The organism is Paraburkholderia caffeinilytica (assembly GCF_046030355.1).
Classification (GTDB): domain Bacteria; phylum Pseudomonadota; class Gammaproteobacteria; order Burkholderiales; family Burkholderiaceae; genus Paraburkholderia; species Paraburkholderia caffeinilytica_B.
The window spans coordinates 50,260-68,788 of record NZ_JAQQCQ010000023.1 but is presented as its reverse complement, the minus strand read 5'-3'; the positions used below and the strand labels follow the sequence as shown (position 1 = coordinate 68,788).

Annotated in this window: 17 protein-coding genes and 3 tRNA genes; 5 read left to right on the top strand and 15 right to left on the bottom strand. The window is 62.3% G+C overall.

The annotated features are described in order from the left end of the window. Positions 1–3 precede the first annotated feature (3 nt). Positions 4–882, top strand: coding sequence for a cytochrome c oxidase assembly protein (locus tag PQQ95_RS28525; RefSeq protein WP_408443577.1), 879 nt, complete (start codon positions 4–6; stop codon positions 880–882). Between the two features lie 79 nt (positions 883–961). Here the strand turns inward: PQQ95_RS28525 and PQQ95_RS28520 are convergent, their stop codons facing one another. The 9 genes from PQQ95_RS28520 to uvrC all read right to left on the bottom strand — a co-directional run bounded on the left by PQQ95_RS28520 (position 962) and on the right by uvrC (position 8,057). Continuing rightward, positions 962–1,456 (bottom strand): GNAT family N-acetyltransferase, encoded by a 495-nt coding sequence (locus PQQ95_RS28520; RefSeq protein WP_408443574.1) that lies wholly within the window; start codon positions 1,454–1,456, stop codon positions 962–964. Positions 1,457–1,679: 223 nt separating this feature from the next. Beyond that, entirely contained in the window at positions 1,680–2,438 is a 759-nt protein-coding gene (locus tag PQQ95_RS28515) for a TraB/GumN family protein (RefSeq protein ID WP_408443571.1), read from the bottom strand. 59 nt (positions 2,439–2,497) lie between these two features. Further along, the gene (locus PQQ95_RS28510; RefSeq protein ID WP_408443568.1) at positions 2,498–2,902 is read right to left on the bottom strand and encodes a hypothetical protein; all 405 of its coding nucleotides are present in this window, start codon (positions 2,900–2,902) and stop codon (positions 2,498–2,500) included. 100 nt (positions 2,903–3,002) lie between these two features. Then, the gene (locus PQQ95_RS28505; protein WP_408443566.1) at positions 3,003–3,737 is read right to left on the bottom strand and encodes a hypothetical protein; all 735 of its coding nucleotides are present in this window, start codon (positions 3,735–3,737) and stop codon (positions 3,003–3,005) included. A 664-nt stretch (positions 3,738–4,401) separates the two neighbouring features. Then, a tRNA-Cys gene (locus PQQ95_RS28500) sits at positions 4,402–4,475 on the bottom strand. A 104-nt stretch (positions 4,476–4,579) separates the two neighbouring features. Then, positions 4,580–4,655, bottom strand: a tRNA-Gly gene (locus PQQ95_RS28495). A 62-nt stretch (positions 4,656–4,717) separates the two neighbouring features. After that, a tRNA-Gly gene (locus PQQ95_RS28490) sits at positions 4,718–4,793 on the bottom strand. 227 nt (positions 4,794–5,020) lie between these two features. Continuing rightward, positions 5,021–5,614 carry a CDP-diacylglycerol--glycerol-3-phosphate 3-phosphatidyltransferase gene (pgsA, locus tag PQQ95_RS28485; protein ID WP_144192490.1) on the bottom strand — a complete coding sequence of 198 codons (594 nt, stop codon included), beginning with the start codon at positions 5,612–5,614 and terminating at the stop codon, positions 5,021–5,023. A gap of 232 nt (positions 5,615–5,846) precedes the next feature. Continuing rightward, the gene (uvrC, locus tag PQQ95_RS28480; RefSeq protein WP_408443563.1) at positions 5,847–8,057 is read right to left on the bottom strand and encodes an excinuclease ABC subunit UvrC; all 2,211 of its coding nucleotides are present in this window, start codon (positions 8,055–8,057) and stop codon (positions 5,847–5,849) included. 335 nt (positions 8,058–8,392) lie between these two features. Here uvrC and earP point away from each other — a divergent pair, with 335 nt between their 5' ends. The 4 genes from earP (at position 8,393) to PQQ95_RS28460 (ending at position 12,710) form a co-directional block, all read left to right on the top strand. Continuing rightward, on the top strand, positions 8,393–9,511 hold the full coding sequence (gene earP / locus PQQ95_RS28475; protein ID WP_408443696.1) for an elongation factor P maturation arginine rhamnosyltransferase EarP: 1,119 nt from the start codon (positions 8,393–8,395) through the stop codon (positions 9,509–9,511). A gap of 462 nt (positions 9,512–9,973) precedes the next feature. Next, positions 9,974–10,531 carry an elongation factor P gene (gene efp, locus PQQ95_RS28470; RefSeq protein WP_408443560.1) on the top strand — a complete coding sequence of 186 codons (558 nt, stop codon included), beginning with the start codon at positions 9,974–9,976 and terminating at the stop codon, positions 10,529–10,531. Between the two features lie 282 nt (positions 10,532–10,813). Next, positions 10,814–11,020, top strand: coding sequence for a CsbD family protein (locus PQQ95_RS28465; protein WP_408443557.1), 207 nt, complete (start codon positions 10,814–10,816; stop codon positions 11,018–11,020). Positions 11,021–11,327: 307 nt separating this feature from the next. After that, complete coding sequence (locus PQQ95_RS28460; RefSeq protein ID WP_408443555.1) at positions 11,328–12,710, top strand: sigma-54-dependent transcriptional regulator; 1,383 nt, start codon at positions 11,328–11,330, stop codon at positions 12,708–12,710. 174 nt (positions 12,711–12,884) lie between these two features. Here the strand turns inward: PQQ95_RS28460 and nagZ are convergent, their stop codons facing one another. The 6 genes from nagZ to rnc all read right to left on the bottom strand — a co-directional run bounded on the left by nagZ (position 12,885) and on the right by rnc (position 18,380). Beyond that, the gene (gene nagZ / locus PQQ95_RS28455) at positions 12,885–13,913 is read right to left on the bottom strand and encodes a beta-N-acetylhexosaminidase (RefSeq protein WP_408443553.1); all 1,029 of its coding nucleotides are present in this window, start codon (positions 13,911–13,913) and stop codon (positions 12,885–12,887) included. Positions 13,914–13,983: 70 nt separating this feature from the next. Next, positions 13,984–14,427 (bottom strand): holo-ACP synthase, encoded by a 444-nt coding sequence (acpS, locus tag PQQ95_RS28450; protein ID WP_408443550.1) that lies wholly within the window; start codon positions 14,425–14,427, stop codon positions 13,984–13,986. Positions 14,428–14,443: 16 nt separating this feature from the next. After that, positions 14,444–15,208 (bottom strand): pyridoxine 5'-phosphate synthase, encoded by a 765-nt coding sequence (pdxJ, locus tag PQQ95_RS28445; protein WP_408443547.1) that lies wholly within the window; start codon positions 15,206–15,208, stop codon positions 14,444–14,446. Then, the gene (recO, locus tag PQQ95_RS28440; RefSeq protein WP_408443544.1) at positions 15,205–16,125 is read right to left on the bottom strand and encodes a DNA repair protein RecO; all 921 of its coding nucleotides are present in this window, start codon (positions 16,123–16,125) and stop codon (positions 15,205–15,207) included. The genes pdxJ and recO overlap by 4 nt, the downstream gene beginning before the upstream one ends. After that, a complete protein-coding gene (era, locus tag PQQ95_RS28435) occupies positions 16,112–17,011 on the bottom strand; it encodes a GTPase Era (protein WP_408443542.1) in 900 nt (299 codons plus the stop codon). The genes recO and era overlap by 14 nt, the downstream gene beginning before the upstream one ends. A gap of 55 nt (positions 17,012–17,066) precedes the next feature. Next, positions 17,067–18,380, bottom strand: a complete 1,314-nt coding sequence (gene rnc, locus PQQ95_RS28430) for a ribonuclease III (protein WP_408443539.1) — start codon at positions 18,378–18,380, stop codon at positions 17,067–17,069. Between the last annotated feature and the right edge of the window lie 149 nt (positions 18,381–18,529).

Genomic DNA, 18,529 nt, shown 5'->3' with positions numbered 1-18,529 from the left:
GTGATGAATCTGCTCTACTGGCTCGACCCCTGGGAGTTTTCGCCGACCGTCGTGATCGCCTTGCTGGTGCCGGCGATTCTGTTCGTGCGTGGCGCGCACAAGGCGAAGGTGTCGATTCGCCGGCGCATTTCCTTCTGGTTCGGGCTGGTCGCGTTGTATGTCGCGCTGCATACGCGGCTCGATTATTTCTTCGAGCATGAGTTTTTCATGCATCGCGCGCAGCATCTGGTGTTGCATCACCTCGGGCCGTTCTTTATCGCGCTCTCTTATCCGGGCGCCGCGCTGCGCGCGGGCATTCCATTCGGCTGGCGGCAGCGCTTCGTGCGGCCCGTGCTGGAGACACCGGTGGTGCGCAAGCTGCTCGACGTCGTGATGCATCCGGTGGTTGCGGTCACGTTGTTCGTCGGGTTGATCTACTTCTGGCTGATGTCGCCGATCCATTTCGTGGCGATGCTCGACTGGCGGCTCTATCGCGTGATGAACTGGAGCATGGTGATCGACGGCCTGCTGTTCTGGTGGCTCGTGCTCGATCCCCGGCCGGCGCCGCCGGCGCGTTTGTCGCCCGGCAAGCGCGTACTGGTGGTGATCGCCGCGATTCCGCCGCAGATCATGCTGGGTGCGTTTATCTTCTTTACGCCGCGCGAGCTCTATCCGATCTACTCGATCTGCGGACGCGCCTTCACGTGGCTAAGCCCAATGCGCGATCAGCAGATCGGCGGCCTATTGCTGTGGATTCCAGGCTCGATGATGAGCGTGATCGGCGCGCTGCTGGCGCTGCGTCACTGGATGCGACTGTCGGCGCGCGGACGCCTGCGCGGCGAGCGGCGCGCAAAGACGGCGCAAGGCCTGTCGCAGCCCGCGCCGGCGAGCAGCCATCGCTGAAATTCCGGTTCTATTGACGCCGCCGCGTGTAAAGCCGGTCAGCGCGCCACACGCCGAGCGCGCTTTGCGGTCTGGCTTATTAGACCGAACGCATCCACACGTGGGGGATGTCATCCTCTTCGTGAATCTCCGACACCGGCGTAAAGCCGAATGCGCCGTAGAAGCCTTGCAGATGCGCCTGCGCATGCAAACGGATCGGCGTGCCGGGCCACTGCGCACGGATATGCGCGAGCGAGCGTTCGAGCATCGCGTTGCCGAGGCCGATGCCGCGGAATTCCGCCGTGGTCAGGACACGGCCGATGCGGATATCGGCATCGTCGGCATCCGGCAGCAGCACGCGCAGGTAGCCCGCGAGCGGCGGCCGCTTTTCACCCGCGCCGAAGGCAAGCAGATGCCATGCATCTGAATCGAGCCCGTCGATGTCGCCGTACAGGCAGTTTTGCTCGATGACGAACACCGCGCTGCGAGCAGCCAGCATCGCATAGACTTCGGCGCCCGAGAGATCTTCGAACGCTTTCCAGCGCCATTCGAGTTGCGCCAGTCGCGTGGCGGCGGTTTGCTGTGGTTCAGTCATGGAAAGGCTTTAAAAAAGATGCGCCTGCAGGAGCGGCGGCAATGCGAAATTATGCCGCGCGTGGCGATCTTAGGCTATGCCGTGCCGAGATTGGCGCGATTGGCTGCGCGATCCACGCACGTGCTGCACTCAGCCACCATCCCCCGATCACGCCGGCGCCACACCACGCATCCCGAACGCTTCGTGGTGAATTGCATCGATATCACCGCCAGCCGCAACCCTGCTAGCTGCTGGCAAAAACCGGCTCGACGGGCTGTGCAAGACATTCGATCAGGTTACCGGGCCCGCACAAATGCAACGCGCCCACCACCACCAAGGTCCGCTCCGGCCGTCCGAGCAGTTCCTGCACACGCGCCGCCCACGCGCGATTGCGGGCATCGAGAATCGCGTGGCGGATGCCGGGCAAATTGAACATCGGCGACTCGACGGCGATCTCATGCACGGCCTGCAAATCACCATGCAACCAGGCGGCGTGCATTCGCTCGAGCGTGCGTTGTGGTTCGTCGAGATCGGACATCAGCATACCGAGTGCGGTGCCGACTGCTTCGAGCGAAATCGATTCGAGCGAGGCCGCCACGTCCTGCGCGGTCTCGAGATAGCGGTACGGTTTGGCTTGCGTCTGCGCCGAGCGCAACATGCGCGGCTCGACACCTTCGACAACTTGCTGGAACAGCGTCGGCGCGACGATCAGCGCCGCCCACGGACGCAGCTCGACGAGCGGCGCCAACGGCCCCTCTGCGGGCCATACAGCCTGCAACTGCGTCCAGGCATCCGCGGAGAGCAAAGGCTGCAACCGATCAGCACCGCCTTGCGGAGGCGCCTTCAGAAACGGCAGGATCGTCGGCGGATCGGATTCGAAGACCAGCGATTCAGCCCAGTCATAGGCTTCGACGATCCATGGCGGCGTTCTGCGGCTCGTTGCCGGAAACAGATGCATCGAGCCGAGCAGACGGACGTTGGTGCCGGTGAGTTCCAGGTACATGCAGCCTCGTGTGAATGAGCAATTGCACAAAGCGGCGCTCGGGTAATCAATCAGGCGATTCAATCGACAGCGCGCAGCGCGACAGACCGTCTCGTGATCCCACGCCACGCGGATCGCACCGTGAAGGTGACGAACAGCAGGAAGACGATCTGCGAAAGGTACAGGTCGAGGCGGATCGGATGATGCAGCGCGAACCACGAATTGTGCACTACGTCCGTCACGATGACAGCGACGCAAAGGATCAGCCCTGCGCCAGGACTGACCAACAGGAGCAACGCCGTGAGCGGATCGATGAAGAGCAGCGACGTCCAGTAGATTCGCGTCAGAGGTGCCGCGCCGCCATAGTCCCACCAGAGTCCGTGAACCAGGGCCACCTGCAGATGTGTCCAGGTGGCGCCGCACAGGCATAGCGCGTAGATCAGGCGCAGATAGAAGGAGCGGCGTTCAAGGTTTGGGATAGGCATACCGGGTCGGCTTTGCAATAAATATTGGAAAAAAAGCCCCGGCGTTCGGGGCTTTTTTCTCTCGCGGCGAAAACTGACAGTTTAATCGCGGGTACTCCAATCATTCCGTGCTTCTTTTGTACGACTCCAGCTCTCCCGTATAACGCTCGTTTCGTATGCCATTACTGCCGTAATATTCTTCCACCGATTTCACCCAGCGGCCGATCTCGGGCACATACCAGAATGCTTTATAGGTGCGTCCAGTCAATTGGGTGGGCCCGGTTTTCTGCGCATGAGTGATCATGGCGGTATCGCCCTGCTGCGTCTGCACGGCTTGAGTAACGGTTTGCGTCGGCTCGAGTTGCGCAACCCAATCGCCTTCCGCTTCGACTTTAATCGCCTGAAATTTTCCAGCCGGCACCTCGACGGTTTCTACACCCACCACCCGATATTGGCTGCTCCACTTTTGCGAAGCGAAGACCTTGTTCGGGTGCTGTTCCGTGTACTCCACGTTCCAGGTTTTGCCCGGCGATAGCGGAAAAACAAACGGCCGATTGACAACCACCTCCGCGCCATTCACGTTGCGTTCACGGCTCCAGTCGGCGCCCGCGATCACCTCATTCGGCGTTTGGGTCGAACCCGACTGCTTCGACGTGTAGTAGATGTGGGAAGGCGTTGTGCGCAAGACCGTCACTTCGTCGTGCGATTGGCGCCACGTCGAAGGCGCCTTCTCGAAGGTATTGACGTAGGTCCATGAATCCCCGCCTTTAATCGCAGGCGGCGGTGCCGATTGTGCGATCGCCAGCAACGGCAACCCAACGGTAAACAGCACAGCAGCAGTTATGGTCTTTTTCATTGGTCGAATGTTGTATTAACAGCGTGTTTGCCCTGCCCCGTGTTTTCGCGGCCGATAAACATCAAGACGATTGCATCGTATTTCTAACGATGTCTCTGAATACGCGAAACAGCATGGGATACTGTACAGGATTGACAACGAACTGCTATCGATCAATGTTTAATTCGGGGTCGCTAAAAATCAACAGAACAACATTGAAAGATAAAAAATAACAAATGAAAGAAAATAAAAAGCGATTGGTAAATCGGAATTGCATGCGTACGCGCCTGCATAGTCCACGCTGAAGGTTCCGGCATTGACGGCGTCATCCTTACTCGTCAATGGCGCTGTCTATTGCACGGCGGTTCCGCCGCAAGTTCGGGTCAGCTACCCGGGAGCGAATGTCCAGGAAGATTATCTGGCCTCGGCCGGTAAAACAGTGGTCCGTACCTTAGTTGGCGCCAGCGACAGTGTCGTGCCATTGTCGGGCTTGATTTCCGCCTCACTGCCGAACTGTTTGCCAGTAACGCCGTTGGTCTTCTCACGAACACGCAACGGACAACGATGAAGGTCTGCGCGCAGGAATGCGCCACGTTGCACTGAAACCCGCTGCGTTGACATCAGCGACAACGCGCCCCAAAAAGAAAAGCCCCGACAAGTCGGGGCTTTTCTTTACATCAACTACTGGAGGCGCGAGCCGGAGTCGAACCGGCCTAAACGGCTTTGCAGGCCGCTGCATAACCGCTTTGCTATCGCGCCGCAAGCGGACTGGAACCTAGCTGCAGATTCTCAGATTTGTCTGGTGGGTTACCGTAATGACCGGCCCACCAAACAAAAAGGGAAGCGTTGCTTCCCCTTATGTATGGAGCGGGAGACGAGGCTCGAACTCGCGACCTCAACCTTGGCAAGGTTGCGCTCTACCAACTGAGCTACTCCCGCATTGCCCTACTTCACAACGCATTGCACTTTTACTTCGCCAAACAATGCGCTGCTTCAAAATTTGGAGCGGGAGACGAGGCTCGAACTCGCGACCTCAACCTTGGCAAGGTTGCGCTCTACCAACTGAGCTACTCCCGCATTGCACTGCTTTTCCTACTAACTGCTGCCTAGTTACTGCAACAACTCTCTTACTGCCACCGACGTTTCGAACTGCGTGCATCGGAGAAACGAGATTATGGAGAAACGACTGAAACGTGTCAACCCCCTTTGCGAATGTCTTTAACGGAAAAGATTTCACTCATGCTTCGGGGACGTTCGGACACGCTAGCTGCCCTGGCGTCGCGCGCCGATCGTTCTCCAGTCAGTCACGCAACACCGCCCCGCTCGCGGATCTGCGGCCACGCGAGTTTCATGTAATAGAGCATCGACCAGATCGTCAGGAACGCGGCCAGATAGATCAGCCACAGGCCCCACACACGCGTATCGACAAAGACACCGCCACCGAACGGCAATGGCCCGTAAAACAGCAGCATTGGAATCGCGACCATCTGGCATACGGTCTTGAACTTGCCGAGCGAATTCACCGCGACGCTCTTCGATGCGCCGATCTGCGCCATCCACTCGCGCAGCGCCGAGATGGCGATCTCGCGTCCGACGATCACCAGCGCGATCGCCGAATCGATCCGTGCCAGTTGCACAAGGACCAGCAACGCCGCCGTCACCATCAGCTTGTCGGCGACCGGATCGAGAAACGCGCCGAACGCCGAGGTCTGATTCCATTTACGGGCCAGAAAGCCGTCGAACCAGTCGGTGAGCGCCGCCAGAATGAAAATCGTCGCGGCCGCCAGATTGCGGTGCGCCGGGCTCATCATCATGTCGGGCAAATAGAACACGCCGACGACGAGCGGAATCAGGACGATCCGCAGCCAAGTCAGGAAAATCGGGAAATTAAACGGCATGGGCAGGCGCAGCGTCTGACAAGGGAGATGCAATTGTGCCGTGTCACAAGGCCTGCCACAAGCGAAGCGGCGCGCGGGGCCACGCACGCGCAATGCCGGAGCATGGCTCATCAACCGGCTGTCAGCAGCTTTTGCGTCGCCTGTTCGCTGCTGGTCAACCGCTTGCCGGACACACCCCAGTCGTTTTTTGACGAGCGGCTCGCCGTTCCTCAGGCAACGCGGCGCACCGTCGTCAATGCAACTGCCGGTAGATCTGCTCGGCAAGCGCCTGCGAAATCCCTTCTACGCTCGCCAGGTCCTCGACGCTGGCCGCGACCACCCCACGCAGGCCGCCGAAGCGCGCCAATAGCCGCTGACGCCGCTTCGCGCCCACTCCTTCGAGCTCTTCGAGCCGCGAGGTCTGGCGAGTCTTGCCGCGCTTCGCGCGCATGCCGGTGATCGCAAAACGGTGTGCCTCGTCACGGATTTGCGCGACCAGCATCAGCGCCGCGCTTTCCTTGCCGAGTTCGAGCGCCGCGCGGCCGTCCGCGAAAATCAGGGTTTCGAGACCGACCTTGCGCCCCTCGCCCTTCGCGACACCGACCAGCATGCCGGTATCGAGACCCAGTTCGGTGAACACCTGGCGCGCGATTTCGACCTGGCCCTTGCCGCCGTCGATCAACACGATGGTCGGCAGGATGCCGCCGGCCGCAGCCGGTTCCGCGGCATCCGATGCGAGCGCCGGGTCCGCGGCCGCGTCGCTTTGCAATTCAGCTGCTTCGTCCGTGGCGTTTGCAGCGGCCTGCGCGACCATCTTCTCGTAGCGACGCGTGAGCACCTGGCGCATTGCGGCGTAATCATCACCGGGCGTAATGCCGGTGATGTTGTAGCGACGGTATTCGGACGACTGCATCTTGTGATGGTGATACACCACGCACGACGCCTGGGTCGCCTCGCCCATTGTATGGCTGATGTCGAAGCACTCGATACGCAGATGCGCGAGGTCCTCGCACTCCATGCCGAGCGTGTCGGTGAGCGCGCGTGTGCGGGCCTGCTGCGAGCCTTGTTCCGAGAGCAAACGCGCGAGCGCAAGCCGCGCGTTCTGCTCGGCCATGGCGAGCCACGCGCGCCGTTGGCCTTGCGGCTGGCGCAGCACCGTCACCTTGTGTCCGGCCTGCTCGATCAGCACATCGACCAGTTCGCGCGTGGCCGGCGCGTGGCTGACCACGAGCACCGGCGGGACGCGATTGCCGATGTAGTGCTGCGCGATGAACGCTTCCAGGACTTCAGATTCGATGCCGCCGGCGATTGCGCGGCCTTTGCGCGGCGCCGAGGCCTCGGCTTCGGACCCGGCCGCGTCATCCGCTTCATCTTCAGCCTCGATAGCAGCGTCTGCCTCGTCGTCCTCTTCGTCCTCTTCGGCAGGCATCTCCTCAGCGATTGTGAGCGCGTCAGTTGCATCGGACGAGGCGTTCGCCCCGGTCGCCGCCGCGTCGTATAGCGAAGCTGCGGCGCTCGTGACATCGACTGACAGCTCATCGTCGCCGCCGTCTTCAAGCCCGCCCTCACCGGCCGTCAACGCGCTTTCCACATGCGCCGGGAAATACGCCTTGTCACCCAGATGCCGTCCGCCGCGCACCATCGCGAGATTCACGCACACGCGTCCGCCGAGCGCCACGACCGCGAGAATATCCACGTCGCTATCGCCGCCGACTTCAATCGCCTGCTGATGCAGCACCGTCGACAGCGAACTCATCTGATTGCGCACCGCCGCAGCCTGCTCGAACTTCAGCTCGCCCGCGAATGCGTGCATTTTCTGCTCGAGTTCCTTCATCACCTCACCCTGCCGGCCGAGCAGAAAGCGCGACGCATTGGCGACATCGCGCGCGTAGTCCTCTTCGCTTATCGCCGCGACGCATGGCGCCGTGCAGCGGCCAATCTGATGCAGCAGGCACGGCCGCGTGCGGTTGTTGAACACGGAATCCTCGCACGTGCGCAACTGGAAAACGCGCTGCAGGATCTGGATGCTCTCGCGCACCGCCCACGCGCTCGGGAACGGGCCGAAGTACTGGTTCTTGCGATCCACCGAGCCGCGGTAATACGCCATGCGCGGGAACTTGTGGCCGGTCAGCTTGAGATAGGGATACGACTTGTCGTCGCGAAACAGAATGTTGTAACGCGGCGCCAGCGCCTTGATCAGATTGTTCTCAAGCAGCAGCGCTTCGGCCTCGGAACGCGTGACGGTCGTCTCGATGCGCGCAATGCGCGTCACCATCATCGCGATACGCGGCGATAGTTGCGTCTTCGTGAAGTAGCTCGAGACACGCTTCTTGAGATCGCGCGCCTTGCCCACGTATAGCACCGCGCCCTGCGTATCGTAATAGCGATAGACGCCGGGCAGATGCGGCAATTGGGCGAGCACTTTCTTCGGCTCGAAAACGTCGGTCGCTTCGGGTTCGGTCATGCAGAATCGGTTGACTGGGACAGTGTCGCGAAGCCTCTGCCTGCGTGCCGCGCGCTGCGTGGCCGCCTGGGCGCGGAATCGCGGACGAGTGCTTTAGAATCGCCAGTTTAGAGCATTCCGCGTGCGTTCGAACCCTGTTGCATCGAATGGCGCGATAGCGCGGCGCAAGCCAACGACGGTCGAAGCCGGTTGCGCCACCCGTCGGCCTGGCCCTGCCGAACCCAGCCATGCCCCCGTTCCACTCAGCGACCTACGCCACCATGCCCTCCGCTACGCCGCCGTCCGAACAACCCGTTGCCGCGCCCACCACCATCGCCTGCGATATCTTTTGCGCGGTGATCGATAATTTCGGCGACATCGGCGTGTGCTGGCGTCTTGCGCGCCAACTGGCGAGCGAACACGGCTGGCAGGTACGCGTGTTCGTCGACGACCTGCATGCGTTTCAGAAGCTGTGCCCGTCGCTGGCGCTGGATCGCACGCGCCAGGCGGTCGACGGAATCGTCATCGAACACTGGCACGAACCGGCCCACGCGGGCGATACGCTCGAAGTGGCCGACGTCGTGATCGAGGCGTTCGGCTGCGAGTTGCCGCCAATCTATGTCGCCGCGATGGCACGGCGCGAGCGCGCGCCGGCCTGGTTCAACCTCGAATACCTGAGCGCCGAAGACTGGGTCGCGGATTTCCATCTGCGGCCGTCGTCCCATCCGCGCTACCCGCTGACCAAAACCTTCTTTTTCCCCGGACTGGGCCCCGGCACCGGCGGCGTGCTGAAGGAACGGCATCTCGACGCCGCGCGCACAGCCTTCGAAGCGTCGCAACCAGCGCGCGAAGCGTGGTGGCTGGACACTACCGGTCGCGCGCCGCCGCCGGCTACGGCCACGGTCGTCTCGCTGTTCGCCTACGAAAATCCCGCCGTCGACAGCCTGCTGGAACAATGGCGCGACAGCGCCGAGCCGGTCGTTCTGCTGGTGCCGGAAGGCCGCATTTCGGGCGCGGTCGCGCGCTTTTTCGACCTGCCTTCGTTCGCCGCCGGTTCGCACGCCGAGCGCGGCAACCTCAGCGCCCACGCGCTCGCCTTCACCGAGCAACCCGGCTATGACACGCTGCTGTGGGCCAGCGACGTCAATTTCGTGCGCGGCGAAGATTCGTTCGTGCGCGCCCAATGGGCGGCGAAACCCTTCATCTGGCACATCTACCCGCAAGCCGACGACGCCCATCTGCCCAAGCTCGACGCCGCGCTCGCCCACTACGCCCGCACCCTGCCCGCCGACGCGCGGGACGCCCTCGCGCGCTTCTGGCACGCGTGGAACGGCGCGGGCCGGCCGGACTGGGCGGAATTCCAACATCACCGCGCGGCGCTGAAGCAACGCGCGGCCGAATGGGCCGGCGAACTGACCCAGGTGGGCGACCTCGCCGGAAATCTGGCCTTGTTCGCAAAAACTCAGTTAAAATAAGCGGTTATCCAACGGCCGACGACGCAAGCGCGGCCCGATCGTAGCGAGTAGGTTGGTCAATTCGTCTGGCAAATTCGCCAGGTCAACTGCCAAAGCCGACTCGCGAGGCAAACTCAACAGGCCAGTCCGCTGGCCTTGGCGAACCCGGCATCGAAAGATGCATGACGCGCACTCAGCTTGGCAGTGAGTGGCGCAATGTCAAAAAAGGGGCGCATCCTGTCGATCGGCGCCACTCGTGAGCACGCCCGCACAGGGTAAAAAGCAGGAAACGGATTGCAGGGGGTGCAGGAATGCAGCCTCGCCGCGGATTATTGCGGCAAACCGGCCGCGCTCCATGCACCGCTTCCCGCACAGTGCCGCTTCCCAAGCGGCGCCGCGCCAGGTGCAAGGAGCCGCGAAGCCGCTTGCGCCGTATGCCGTTGAGCAAAAGTTGAAGCTACTTATTTCGTACAGGACAGTTTTATGAAGACCGCACAGGAACTCCGCACCGGTAACGTCGTGATGATCGGCAGCGACGCGATGGTCGTGCAAAAGGCCGAATACAACAAGTCGGGCCGTAACTCCGCCGTCGTGAAGATGAAGTTCAAGAACCTGCTGACCGGCGCAGGCATGGAAAACGTGTACAAGGCCGACGACAAGTTCGACGTCGTCGTGCTGGAGCGCAAGGAAGTCACCTACTCGTACTTCGCTGACCCGATGTACGTGTTCATGGACGCCGACTACAACCAGTTCGAAGTCGAAGGCGAAATGATGGGCGACGCCCTCCATTACCTCGAAGACGGCATGGCTTGCGAAGTCGTGTTCTACAACGAGAAAGCCATCTCGGTCGAACTGCCGACCACGCTGGTCCGTGAAATCATCTACACGGAACCGGCAGTCAAGGGCGATACGTCGTCGGGCAAGGTGTTGAAGAACGCCAAGCTGACCACCGGTTTCGAACTGCAAGTGCCGCTCTTCTGCAACATCGGCGACAAGATCGAAATCGACACGCGCACGCACGAGTACCGCAGCCGCGCCTAAGCGCCTGCAGCCTGAATCCTGCTGCCGGAGCAAGTCCGGCGCGGCGATAAATAAATGGCAAAAAAAGCGCCCGCTTTGGGCGCTTTTTCTTTTTTGCGTCACCGTGTATGGTTGTGGAAATCTTTACCGGCCGTTTCTCAAAAATGCCTGTCCGTCACGCTTCTCTTCCCGCCTTGCGTCCAACAAACCATTGATAAGCTTAAGTAATTGACTTTGGCACAGTCCATGCTTCTACTGGGTACAGGCCGATAAGGCTTTATTTCCCAACTCCGGAGAGGCGACATGAACCATGACATCGCTGAAGGCAAGTGGAAGCAAATGGTCGGCAAGGCCAAGACAGCGTGGGGTGAATTGACGGACGACGAGTTGACGAAGGCAGAGGGCCGCGCCGACAAACTGACCGGGCTGATCCAGGAACGTTACGGTAAGACCCGCGAGCAAGCGGAGCTTGAAGTACGACGCTTCTTCGACAGTAATCGGGATTTCTGACCGGTCGAATGAAGAAAATGCAGGTGCCCGCCTACGGCCACAGCGCGTCGGGGCGGGCATCCACTGAAAAGCAAAGGACCAGAACTACGTGAGTCGAATCGCTGCAGTTCCGCTTGCAGGCCGTGTTCCACGGCTTGCGCCGCGCCCATGCCCATTGGCCCGCGCTTGCCGCGTCGCCATCGCAAAGGTTGCCCGGGCGGCAAAGCATTCGACCGGCAGTACCGGCCAGCCATCGCGCCCGGGTGGCGCGCCGGAGTCCCGGCGCGCCGTATCGGGTATTCCGTCCATCTAAAAAATAGCGCTCGCCATGCCACACGCTCTGATTGTTGAAGACGATCCCAACAGCCTGTCAGGCCTGTCCGCCATCCTCGCCGCCGACGGCTTCTCCGTCGACACCGCGACCACCATCGCCGAGGCCCGGGCGGCGCTGACGCGCTTCATTCCCGACGTTGTGCTAGTCGACCTGAATCTGCCGGACGGCAGTGGACTCGACGTGTTGCAGCACCTGCCCGCGCATCCGCCCGGCGGCGCCTTGCCCGTGATCGTAATGACCGGCAACGCGACGGTCGAGAGCGCGATCGAGGGCCTGCGGCACGGCATCTGGGACTACCTGCTCAAACCGGTCAATATCCCACGCCTACGCAGTCTGCTCGCCCGGATTCCGCGTCCGTACGAGCTAACGGAAGAAGTCCAGACGTTGCGCGCGTCGTTGCGTCGACTGGGCCGTTTCGGCTCGTTACTGGGCCGCAGCGGTGCAATCCAGCATGTGTACGACACCATCGAACATATCGCGCCGACCGAAACCGCGGTGCTGATTTCGGGCGAAGCCGGCACGGGCAAGCAGATTGCCGCGCGCACGCTGCACGACATGAGCCGGCGCCGCAAAGGCCCGTTCATTACGTTCGACTGCCGGACAGCGGCCAGCGTCGCCGCGCACCGCTCGCTCGACAGCCTGCTGTTCGGCCACGAGCGCGGCGCGTTTAGTGGCGCCGAGCAGCGTGAGCCCGGCCTGTTCGAACAGGCCAGCGGCGGCACGCTGTTCATCGACGAAATCGCCGAACTGCCGCGCGCGCAGCAGGAAGCGTTGCTGCGCGCACTCGACTCCCAGACCTTCATGCGGGTCGGCGGCATGAATCAGGTGGCGACCGACTTCCGGCTGATCGCCTCGACGCGCAAAAGCCCACGCGCGGCGGTCGCCGACGGCAGCCTGAACGAAGACCTTGCGCTGCGTCTGGAAGCGGCCGCGATCTCACTGCCACCGTTGCGCGAGCGCGGCGACGATCCCACGCTAATCGCGCAAGCCATCGTCGACGAGTTGAATCACGAAGCGAGCACACGCGGCACCTCGGAAGCGGCCAAGCAGGTCGGGCCGAATTTCCTGCGCGAGTGTCTCTCGTACGAGTGGCCCGGCAATGTGCGCGAGTTGCAGGATCGTGTGCGTCGCGCGTATCACGCGTCGGGCGACGTGCTGGAATCGTTGCGCGCCGATGAAGCGGGCTCGGCAAACGGGCGCGATCTGAACGGCAGCCGCGTGCAGGTCACCGTCGGCACGCCCCTCGCGGACGTCGAGGAAATGCTGATTCGCGCGACACTCGATGCAGTCGGTGGCACGCGTCATCGCGCGGCGTCGCTGCTGGGAATCAGTCCGAAGACGTTGTACAACAAGCTGCAAAGGATGCGGTTGAACTGACTGGATAAGGCCAGCTTTCCGGCGGGCCAGGCTTGAATAGAAAACGGCGTCTGAATGAACTGAACCCCAGAAGCGTGGACAGATTGTCCAACTCCTGGGGTTCAATTCAAATTGGAGGCGCCGTTTTTGTTCGATGCAAATGCGTTGGTTGCTGAGCCGTCAATTACCGCTTGCTCATGCAAACGCGCTGCGCACCAAGGCCTGCGCTTGCAGATACTGCGGCTCGGCGACCAGCTTGCTCCACTTCAGCGCCTTGCCGCGCGGCCGCATGCGTTTGAGCCGCTGCTGCGACTCCTTCGACGGCGTGAAACGCAGCGCGTCCAGCACCTTCTCCGCTTCGTCCGGCTGATTGCAGATCAGCACCATGTCGCAGCCGGCCTGCAGCGCGGCGCTCGCACCTTCCGTCAGCGTGCCACCCTGGCGTGCGGCTTCCATCGAAAGATCGTCGCTGAAGACCGCGCCTTCGAAACGCAATTTTTTGCGCAGGATGTCCTGCAGCCAGACGCGAGAGAAGCCCGCCGGTTTCGAGTCGACCTGCGGATAAACCACATGGGCGGGCAGCACCGCCCCGAGCGAGATACCGAGCCAATCGTACGGCGCCACGTCGTCGCGCAGGATTTCGTCGAGCGAACGGTCGTCGACCGGCATCGCAACGTGGGAATCCGCGTGCGCGAAGCCATGCCCTGGAAAATGCTTGCCGCAATTGCTCATGCCGGCTAACGCGAGGCCGTGATTGAGGCTCTTCGCCAGCAAGGTCACGACGCGCGGATCCTGATGGAACGAGCGATCACCGATTACCTGCGACTGGCCGTAATTCAGATCGAGCACCGGCGTAAAACTCATGTCGATGCCGCAGGCGCGCAATTCGGACGCGAGGATATAGCCGACCGCGGTCGTCACTTTGGTGGCGTGCAGCACGTCGCTGTCCCACAGCGTGCCGAGCTTGCCCATCGCCGGCAAGACCGTGAAGCCGTCGGTGCGAAAACGCTGCACGCGGCCGCCTTCGTGGTCGACGGCAATCAGCAGATCGTCGCGGATCGCGCGGATCGAATCGGTGAGCGCGATCAATTGCTCGCGGCTTTCGTAATGGCGCGCGAACAGGATCACGCCGCCGGTCATCGGATGGGTAAGGCGGCGTTTGTCGTCATCGTTCAGCGTTTTGCCGACGACGTCGAGCATGACCGGTCCGGGAGTGAGTTTCATCGAATTCCGCTAGAAAAAAGCTTGAGGCAAAGAGAGACACGGCCGACGGGCGCCGCGTTCAGAATATTTTTTATTCGTCGCTGGCGGGCGCATGCGGGGCGTCCGGCCCTCGCGCCACGCCCCCTGTTTCGGCAATCACGAACGACACCGCGTAGTCGCGTTCGTCGCTGACCGTCACGCGTGCCGTGATGCCGCGCGCGTCGAGCCATTCGGCCAGCTCGCCGGATGCGACCACCATGGGTTCGCCGCTCGGTTTATTGAGCGTTTGCAGCGCGCGCCAGGTCATCGGCCAGCGCATGCCGAGGCCGATCGCTTTCGAGAAGGCCTCTTTGGCCGAGAACCGCGTGGCGAGAAATGCCAGACCGCGCGCCGCGGAACGCGCGTGGCGCGCGTGATACACGCGCAACTCGTCCGGGCCCAGCACCTTCTCGGCGAAGCGGCCGTTGGTGCGCGTCATCACCGCAGCCACGCGACTGACCTGAACGATATCCGTACCGATGCCGTAGATCGTCATGAGCGCCGCCCGGGCGTTACGCGCTCGCGCCGAGACGGGCGGCGACCATGATCGCCTTCATCTCGCGCACCGCGTTGTCCCAGCCGGCGAAGATCGCATGCGCGACGATCGCGTGGCCGATATTCAGTTCGACAATGCCTTCGATCGCGGCGATCTGCTGGACGTTGGTGTAATGCAGGCCGTGACCCGCATTGACCTTGATGCCGAGCGTTGCGCCGAATTCGACAGCACGCACCACACGCTCATATTCGCGCTGCTGCTCGGCGGGATCGTGCGCCTCGGCATAGCGCCCCGTGTGCAGCTCGATCACCGGTGCGCCCGCTTCGTGCGCAGCACGGATTTGCGTTTCGTCCGGATCGATGAAAAGCGACACGCGCGAATTCGCTTCGGCGAGTTGCTTGCAGGCGGCGCGCACGGCGTCGAACTGGCCGGCGACGTCCAGGCCGCCTTCAGTGGTCAGTTCCTGACGCTTTTCCGGCACGAGGCAAACGTCGTGCGGCTGTACTTCGCACGCAATGTCGAGCATCTCCTGCGTGACCGCACACTCCAGATTCATGCGCGTTTTCAACAGCGGCCGCAGCTTGCGCACGTCGGCATCGACGATATGGCGGCGGTCTTCACGCAGATGCAGCGTGATCACATCGGCGCCGGCCTCTTCGGCCATCAATGCGGCGCGGATCGGATCGGGGTACGAGGTGCCGCGCGCGTTGCGCAGCGTGGCGACGTGATCGATGTTCACGCCCAGGTCAATCACATTCGGCGACGTAAGAAAGAAGCTCATAAGTTCTGCAAGTCGATCAGGATCTGGCGCGTCGCGAGCGGCGTGCCGCCAAGGTAAGTGTTGAGCAGAAAGCGCATCAGCGTTTTGCTTTGCGCCACGGTCTGCGCTCGATGGTAATCGTCCTTTTCCATATCGAGCAAGGTCTGTCCGGCAATCACCGGCCAAAGCGCTGGCAGATCGTCGGATGCTTCGCGCACGCCGCGCTCCGGGTCGAATACGTAGCGGCCTTCGGCCTGCACCGCTTTGCGCGCGACGGTGCGATCGAGCGCCATCGCATAGCCGGTCTCGCGCAGCAGCACACGTTCGAACGAACGCAGCACCTGCACGGGCGGTTCGTCATGCGCGAGGCGCGTCATCGTGACGACGTAGTGATGGAACAGTTGCGGATGCGGGTCTTCGCGCGCGCAGAATTTGACCAGCAGTTCGTTGACGTAGAAGCCGCAGAGCAGCGCGTCGCCCGCCAACGGCAACATGCCGCCGACCCATTCGGCGCCGGTCAGCGTGCGCACTTCGGATTTACCGGACCACGACAAGGCGAGCGGCTGGAAGGTCTGCAGCACGCCGCGCAACGCGGAGTGCGGACGTTTGGCGCCTTTTGCGACGAGCGCAAGACGGCCGTGATCGCGCGACAGCACGTCGATGATCAGGCTGGTCTCACGATACGGATAGCTGTGCAGGACAAACGCGGGCTGCTCCGCGATCCGGTAGTCGGACGCAGATGTGCGAGGCGCGCGGCGCGCCGGCGCTTTGCGCGGCTCGCCTTCGGCGCCTTGAGCAGCCTGAGCGCTTTGGGCGCGCGGTGAAGTTTTTTTGGTACTGCGAGCGGGTTTGGACGGCTCGCGTGCCGGCGCTGCCGGCTCCGAGTCGTCCGGATCAGCGTCGGAACTCAGCGTCATCCACGCGTCATTCGTACCCATATGCGCGGAGTCCGGCTTCGTTGTCCGCCCAGCCGCTCTTCACCTTGATGAAGGTTTCCAGATACACCGGGCCGTCGAACAGCTTTTCCATATCAAGGCGCGCTTCAGTGCTGATCTGCTTCAGCTTGGCGCCCTTCTGGCCGATGATCATCGCCTTTTGCGTGTCGCGTTCCACCAGAATGGTCGCGAAAATGCGGCGCAGACGCCCTTCGGTTTCGAACTTGTCAATCAGCACGGTACTCGTGTACGGCAGTTCGTCGCCAGTCCAGCGGAACACTTTTTCGCGCAGGATTTCGGCGGCAAGAAAACGCTCGCTGCGATCGGTCAGGTCGTCTTCGCCGTAGATCGGCGCGCCTTCCGGCAGGAACGGCTTGATGGTCGCCATCAAACGCGTGATGTCATCCGGATTCTTCGCCGACAGCGGCACGATCTCGTTGAACTGGCGCAGCGCGCTCACCTGCTGCATGAACGGGAACAGCGAATCCTTATCCGACACGCGATCGAGCTTGTTCGCGATCAACAACGTGGGCACCGACGGCGGGATCAGGTCGAGCACCTTCTGGTCGTCCGGGCCGAAGCGGCCGGCTTCGATCACGAACAGGATCGCGTCGACCGAACTCAGCGTGGACGTGACCGCGCGATTGAGCGACCGGTTTAGCGCGCCGCTGTGCTTGGTCTGAAAACCCGGCGTGTCGACGAAGATGTACTGCGCATCTTCAAGCGTGTGAATGCCGGTGATGCGGTGGCGCGTGGTCTGCGCCTTGCGCGACGTGATACTGACTTTCTGGCCGACCAGCGCGTTCATCAGCGTGGACTTGCCGACGTTCGGGCGGCCGACGATCGCGACCATGCCGCAGCGAAAACCAGTGGGAGTGGGAGCGTTCATATTCGGGCTACGGCAGGTTCAGATCGACGCGCGAAGAATGGCGCGCCGATGGCAATCAATGGCCCGCATCGGCGACGCGGGTTTGCACCGCGTCGGCTACGCCGGGTTCGTGTTCGATAGGTGCCGGCACGCCAGCTGCGGGTACGGCTGCGCCGGGTGTGGCTTCACGGCTGCGATGTTTGTCGGCGCTGCGGACGGCGGCGGCTTCTGGCTTGGCTTCGGCGCCTTTTGCGTCTGCGGGCTTGGCTTCTGCGGGCTTTACGTCCGCGGGCTTTGCGGTTTCGGATCTGATTTCAGCAGATTTGCCGTCCAGCTTGTCGGCGGGTTTGTCCGTCGCCGGTTTGTCCGTGGCGGGTTTGTCCGCAGACCGGTCGCTCGCGTTGGCGGCAACCCTGTCAGTTCTCTCAGCGCGCTCCGACTTGTCCTGCCCGCTGTATTCCACGTGTGCGGCACGAATCACAGCCAGCGGCGCGGACGACGTCGCGGTCAGAGTCGGCCGTTCGGCCGCGGACTCCGCCACCGGCGCGGTGCGTGCTTCACCCCGCCCGGCCCCGCGCTCACCGCGTTCACCTTTGCGATCCGGGCTGCGCAAATCGAGCGCGGCCTGTACGCCGGTCACGCCGGGCACGATCTCCTGCTCGGCATTCTTCGCCGCACGGGCGCCCTTTGACCGCTTGGGCTTGGCGACCACGGCGGGCGCGGCGGCCATGACTTCGTCGAGCGCTTTCTTGGCCGCGGCCTGCTCGGCAGCACGACGGCTCGCGCCGGAACCGGAGACCTTGACGTCCAGCTTCGGCACCGTGCATTCGACTTCAAATTGCTGATTGTGCGCCGCACCATGCGTCGCGACGACCGTGTAGGTAGGCAACGCGATCTTGTGGCCCTGCAGGTATTCCTGCAGCAGCGTCTTCGCATCTTTGCCGAGCGTGCGCGGGTCGATGTGATCGAGAATCGGCACGTATAGGCGCTTGATGACCGTCTGGGCAGCATCGAACCCGCCGTCAAGGAACACTGCTCCCAACACGGCTTCGAGCGTGTCAGCAAGGATCGACGGACGGCGGAAGCCACCGCTGCGCAGTTCCCCCTCACCGAGACGTAGGCCCTCGGAGATATTCAGGGCCTGAGCGATTTCGTAAAGCGACTGCTGTTTGACCAGATTGGCGCGGACGCGCGACAGGTCGCCTTCGTCCAATTTGCCGAAGCGTTGGAACAAAAGCGCAGCCACCGCGCAATTTAGAACGGAGTCGCCGAGAAACTCGAGCCGTTCGTTGTGCGTGGAACTATGACTGCGGTGCGTTAAAGCCTGGCGCAACAATTCCGCATTGCGAAATTCGTAGCGCAGACGGCTTTCCAACGGAGATAGGGGCATGGGCAGAGTATAACGCGGGCGCCTGCCCCGGCGAAAACGCGGGACGGCCAGCAGAAAAAGCGCGGTGAAGCGACGTTACGGCGAATTCTTAAAGTAGCGTGATAACACGCCGCGACTGATGTGACCCAGGTGTGGCCACCCGCGCGGCG

What these genes read in the sequence shown, in the direction of transcription:
- acpS (WP_408443550.1), bottom strand. Translation starts at nt 14,427, where the DNA reads ATGACGATCTACGGCATCGGTACGGATATCGTTCAGGTCAGTCGCGTG.
- PQQ95_RS28525 (WP_408443577.1), top strand. Translation starts at nt 4, where the DNA reads ATGAATCTGCTCTACTGGCTCGACCCCTGGGAGTTTTCGCCGACCGTC.
- rnc (WP_408443539.1), bottom strand. Translation starts at nt 18,380, where the DNA reads ATGCCCCTATCTCCGTTGGAAAGCCGTCTGCGCTACGAATTTCGCAAT.
- nagZ (WP_408443553.1), bottom strand. Translation starts at nt 13,913, where the DNA reads ATGAAACTCACTCCCGGACCGGTCATGCTCGACGTCGTCGGCAAAACG.
- pgsA (WP_144192490.1), bottom strand. Translation starts at nt 5,614, where the DNA reads ATGCCGTTTAATTTCCCGATTTTCCTGACTTGGCTGCGGATCGTCCTG.
- PQQ95_RS28460 (WP_408443555.1), top strand. Translation starts at nt 11,328, where the DNA reads ATGCCACACGCTCTGATTGTTGAAGACGATCCCAACAGCCTGTCAGGC.
- uvrC (WP_408443563.1), bottom strand. Translation starts at nt 8,057, where the DNA reads ATGACCGAACCCGAAGCGACCGACGTTTTCGAGCCGAAGAAAGTGCTC.
- PQQ95_RS28515 (WP_408443571.1), bottom strand. Translation starts at nt 2,438, where the DNA reads ATGTACCTGGAACTCACCGGCACCAACGTCCGTCTGCTCGGCTCGATG.
- PQQ95_RS28520 (WP_408443574.1), bottom strand. Translation starts at nt 1,456, where the DNA reads ATGACTGAACCACAGCAAACCGCCGCCACGCGACTGGCGCAACTCGAA.
- PQQ95_RS28505 (WP_408443566.1), bottom strand. Translation starts at nt 3,737, where the DNA reads ATGAAAAAGACCATAACTGCTGCTGTGCTGTTTACCGTTGGGTTGCCG.
- efp (WP_408443560.1), top strand. Translation starts at nt 9,974, where the DNA reads ATGAAGACCGCACAGGAACTCCGCACCGGTAACGTCGTGATGATCGGC.
- pdxJ (WP_408443547.1), bottom strand. Translation starts at nt 15,208, where the DNA reads ATGAGCTTCTTTCTTACGTCGCCGAATGTGATTGACCTGGGCGTGAAC.
- PQQ95_RS28465 (WP_408443557.1), top strand. Translation starts at nt 10,814, where the DNA reads ATGAACCATGACATCGCTGAAGGCAAGTGGAAGCAAATGGTCGGCAAG.
- recO (WP_408443544.1), bottom strand. Translation starts at nt 16,125, where the DNA reads ATGGGTACGAATGACGCGTGGATGACGCTGAGTTCCGACGCTGATCCG.
- PQQ95_RS28510 (WP_408443568.1), bottom strand. Translation starts at nt 2,902, where the DNA reads ATGCCTATCCCAAACCTTGAACGCCGCTCCTTCTATCTGCGCCTGATC.
- era (WP_408443542.1), bottom strand. Translation starts at nt 17,011, where the DNA reads ATGAACGCTCCCACTCCCACTGGTTTTCGCTGCGGCATGGTCGCGATC.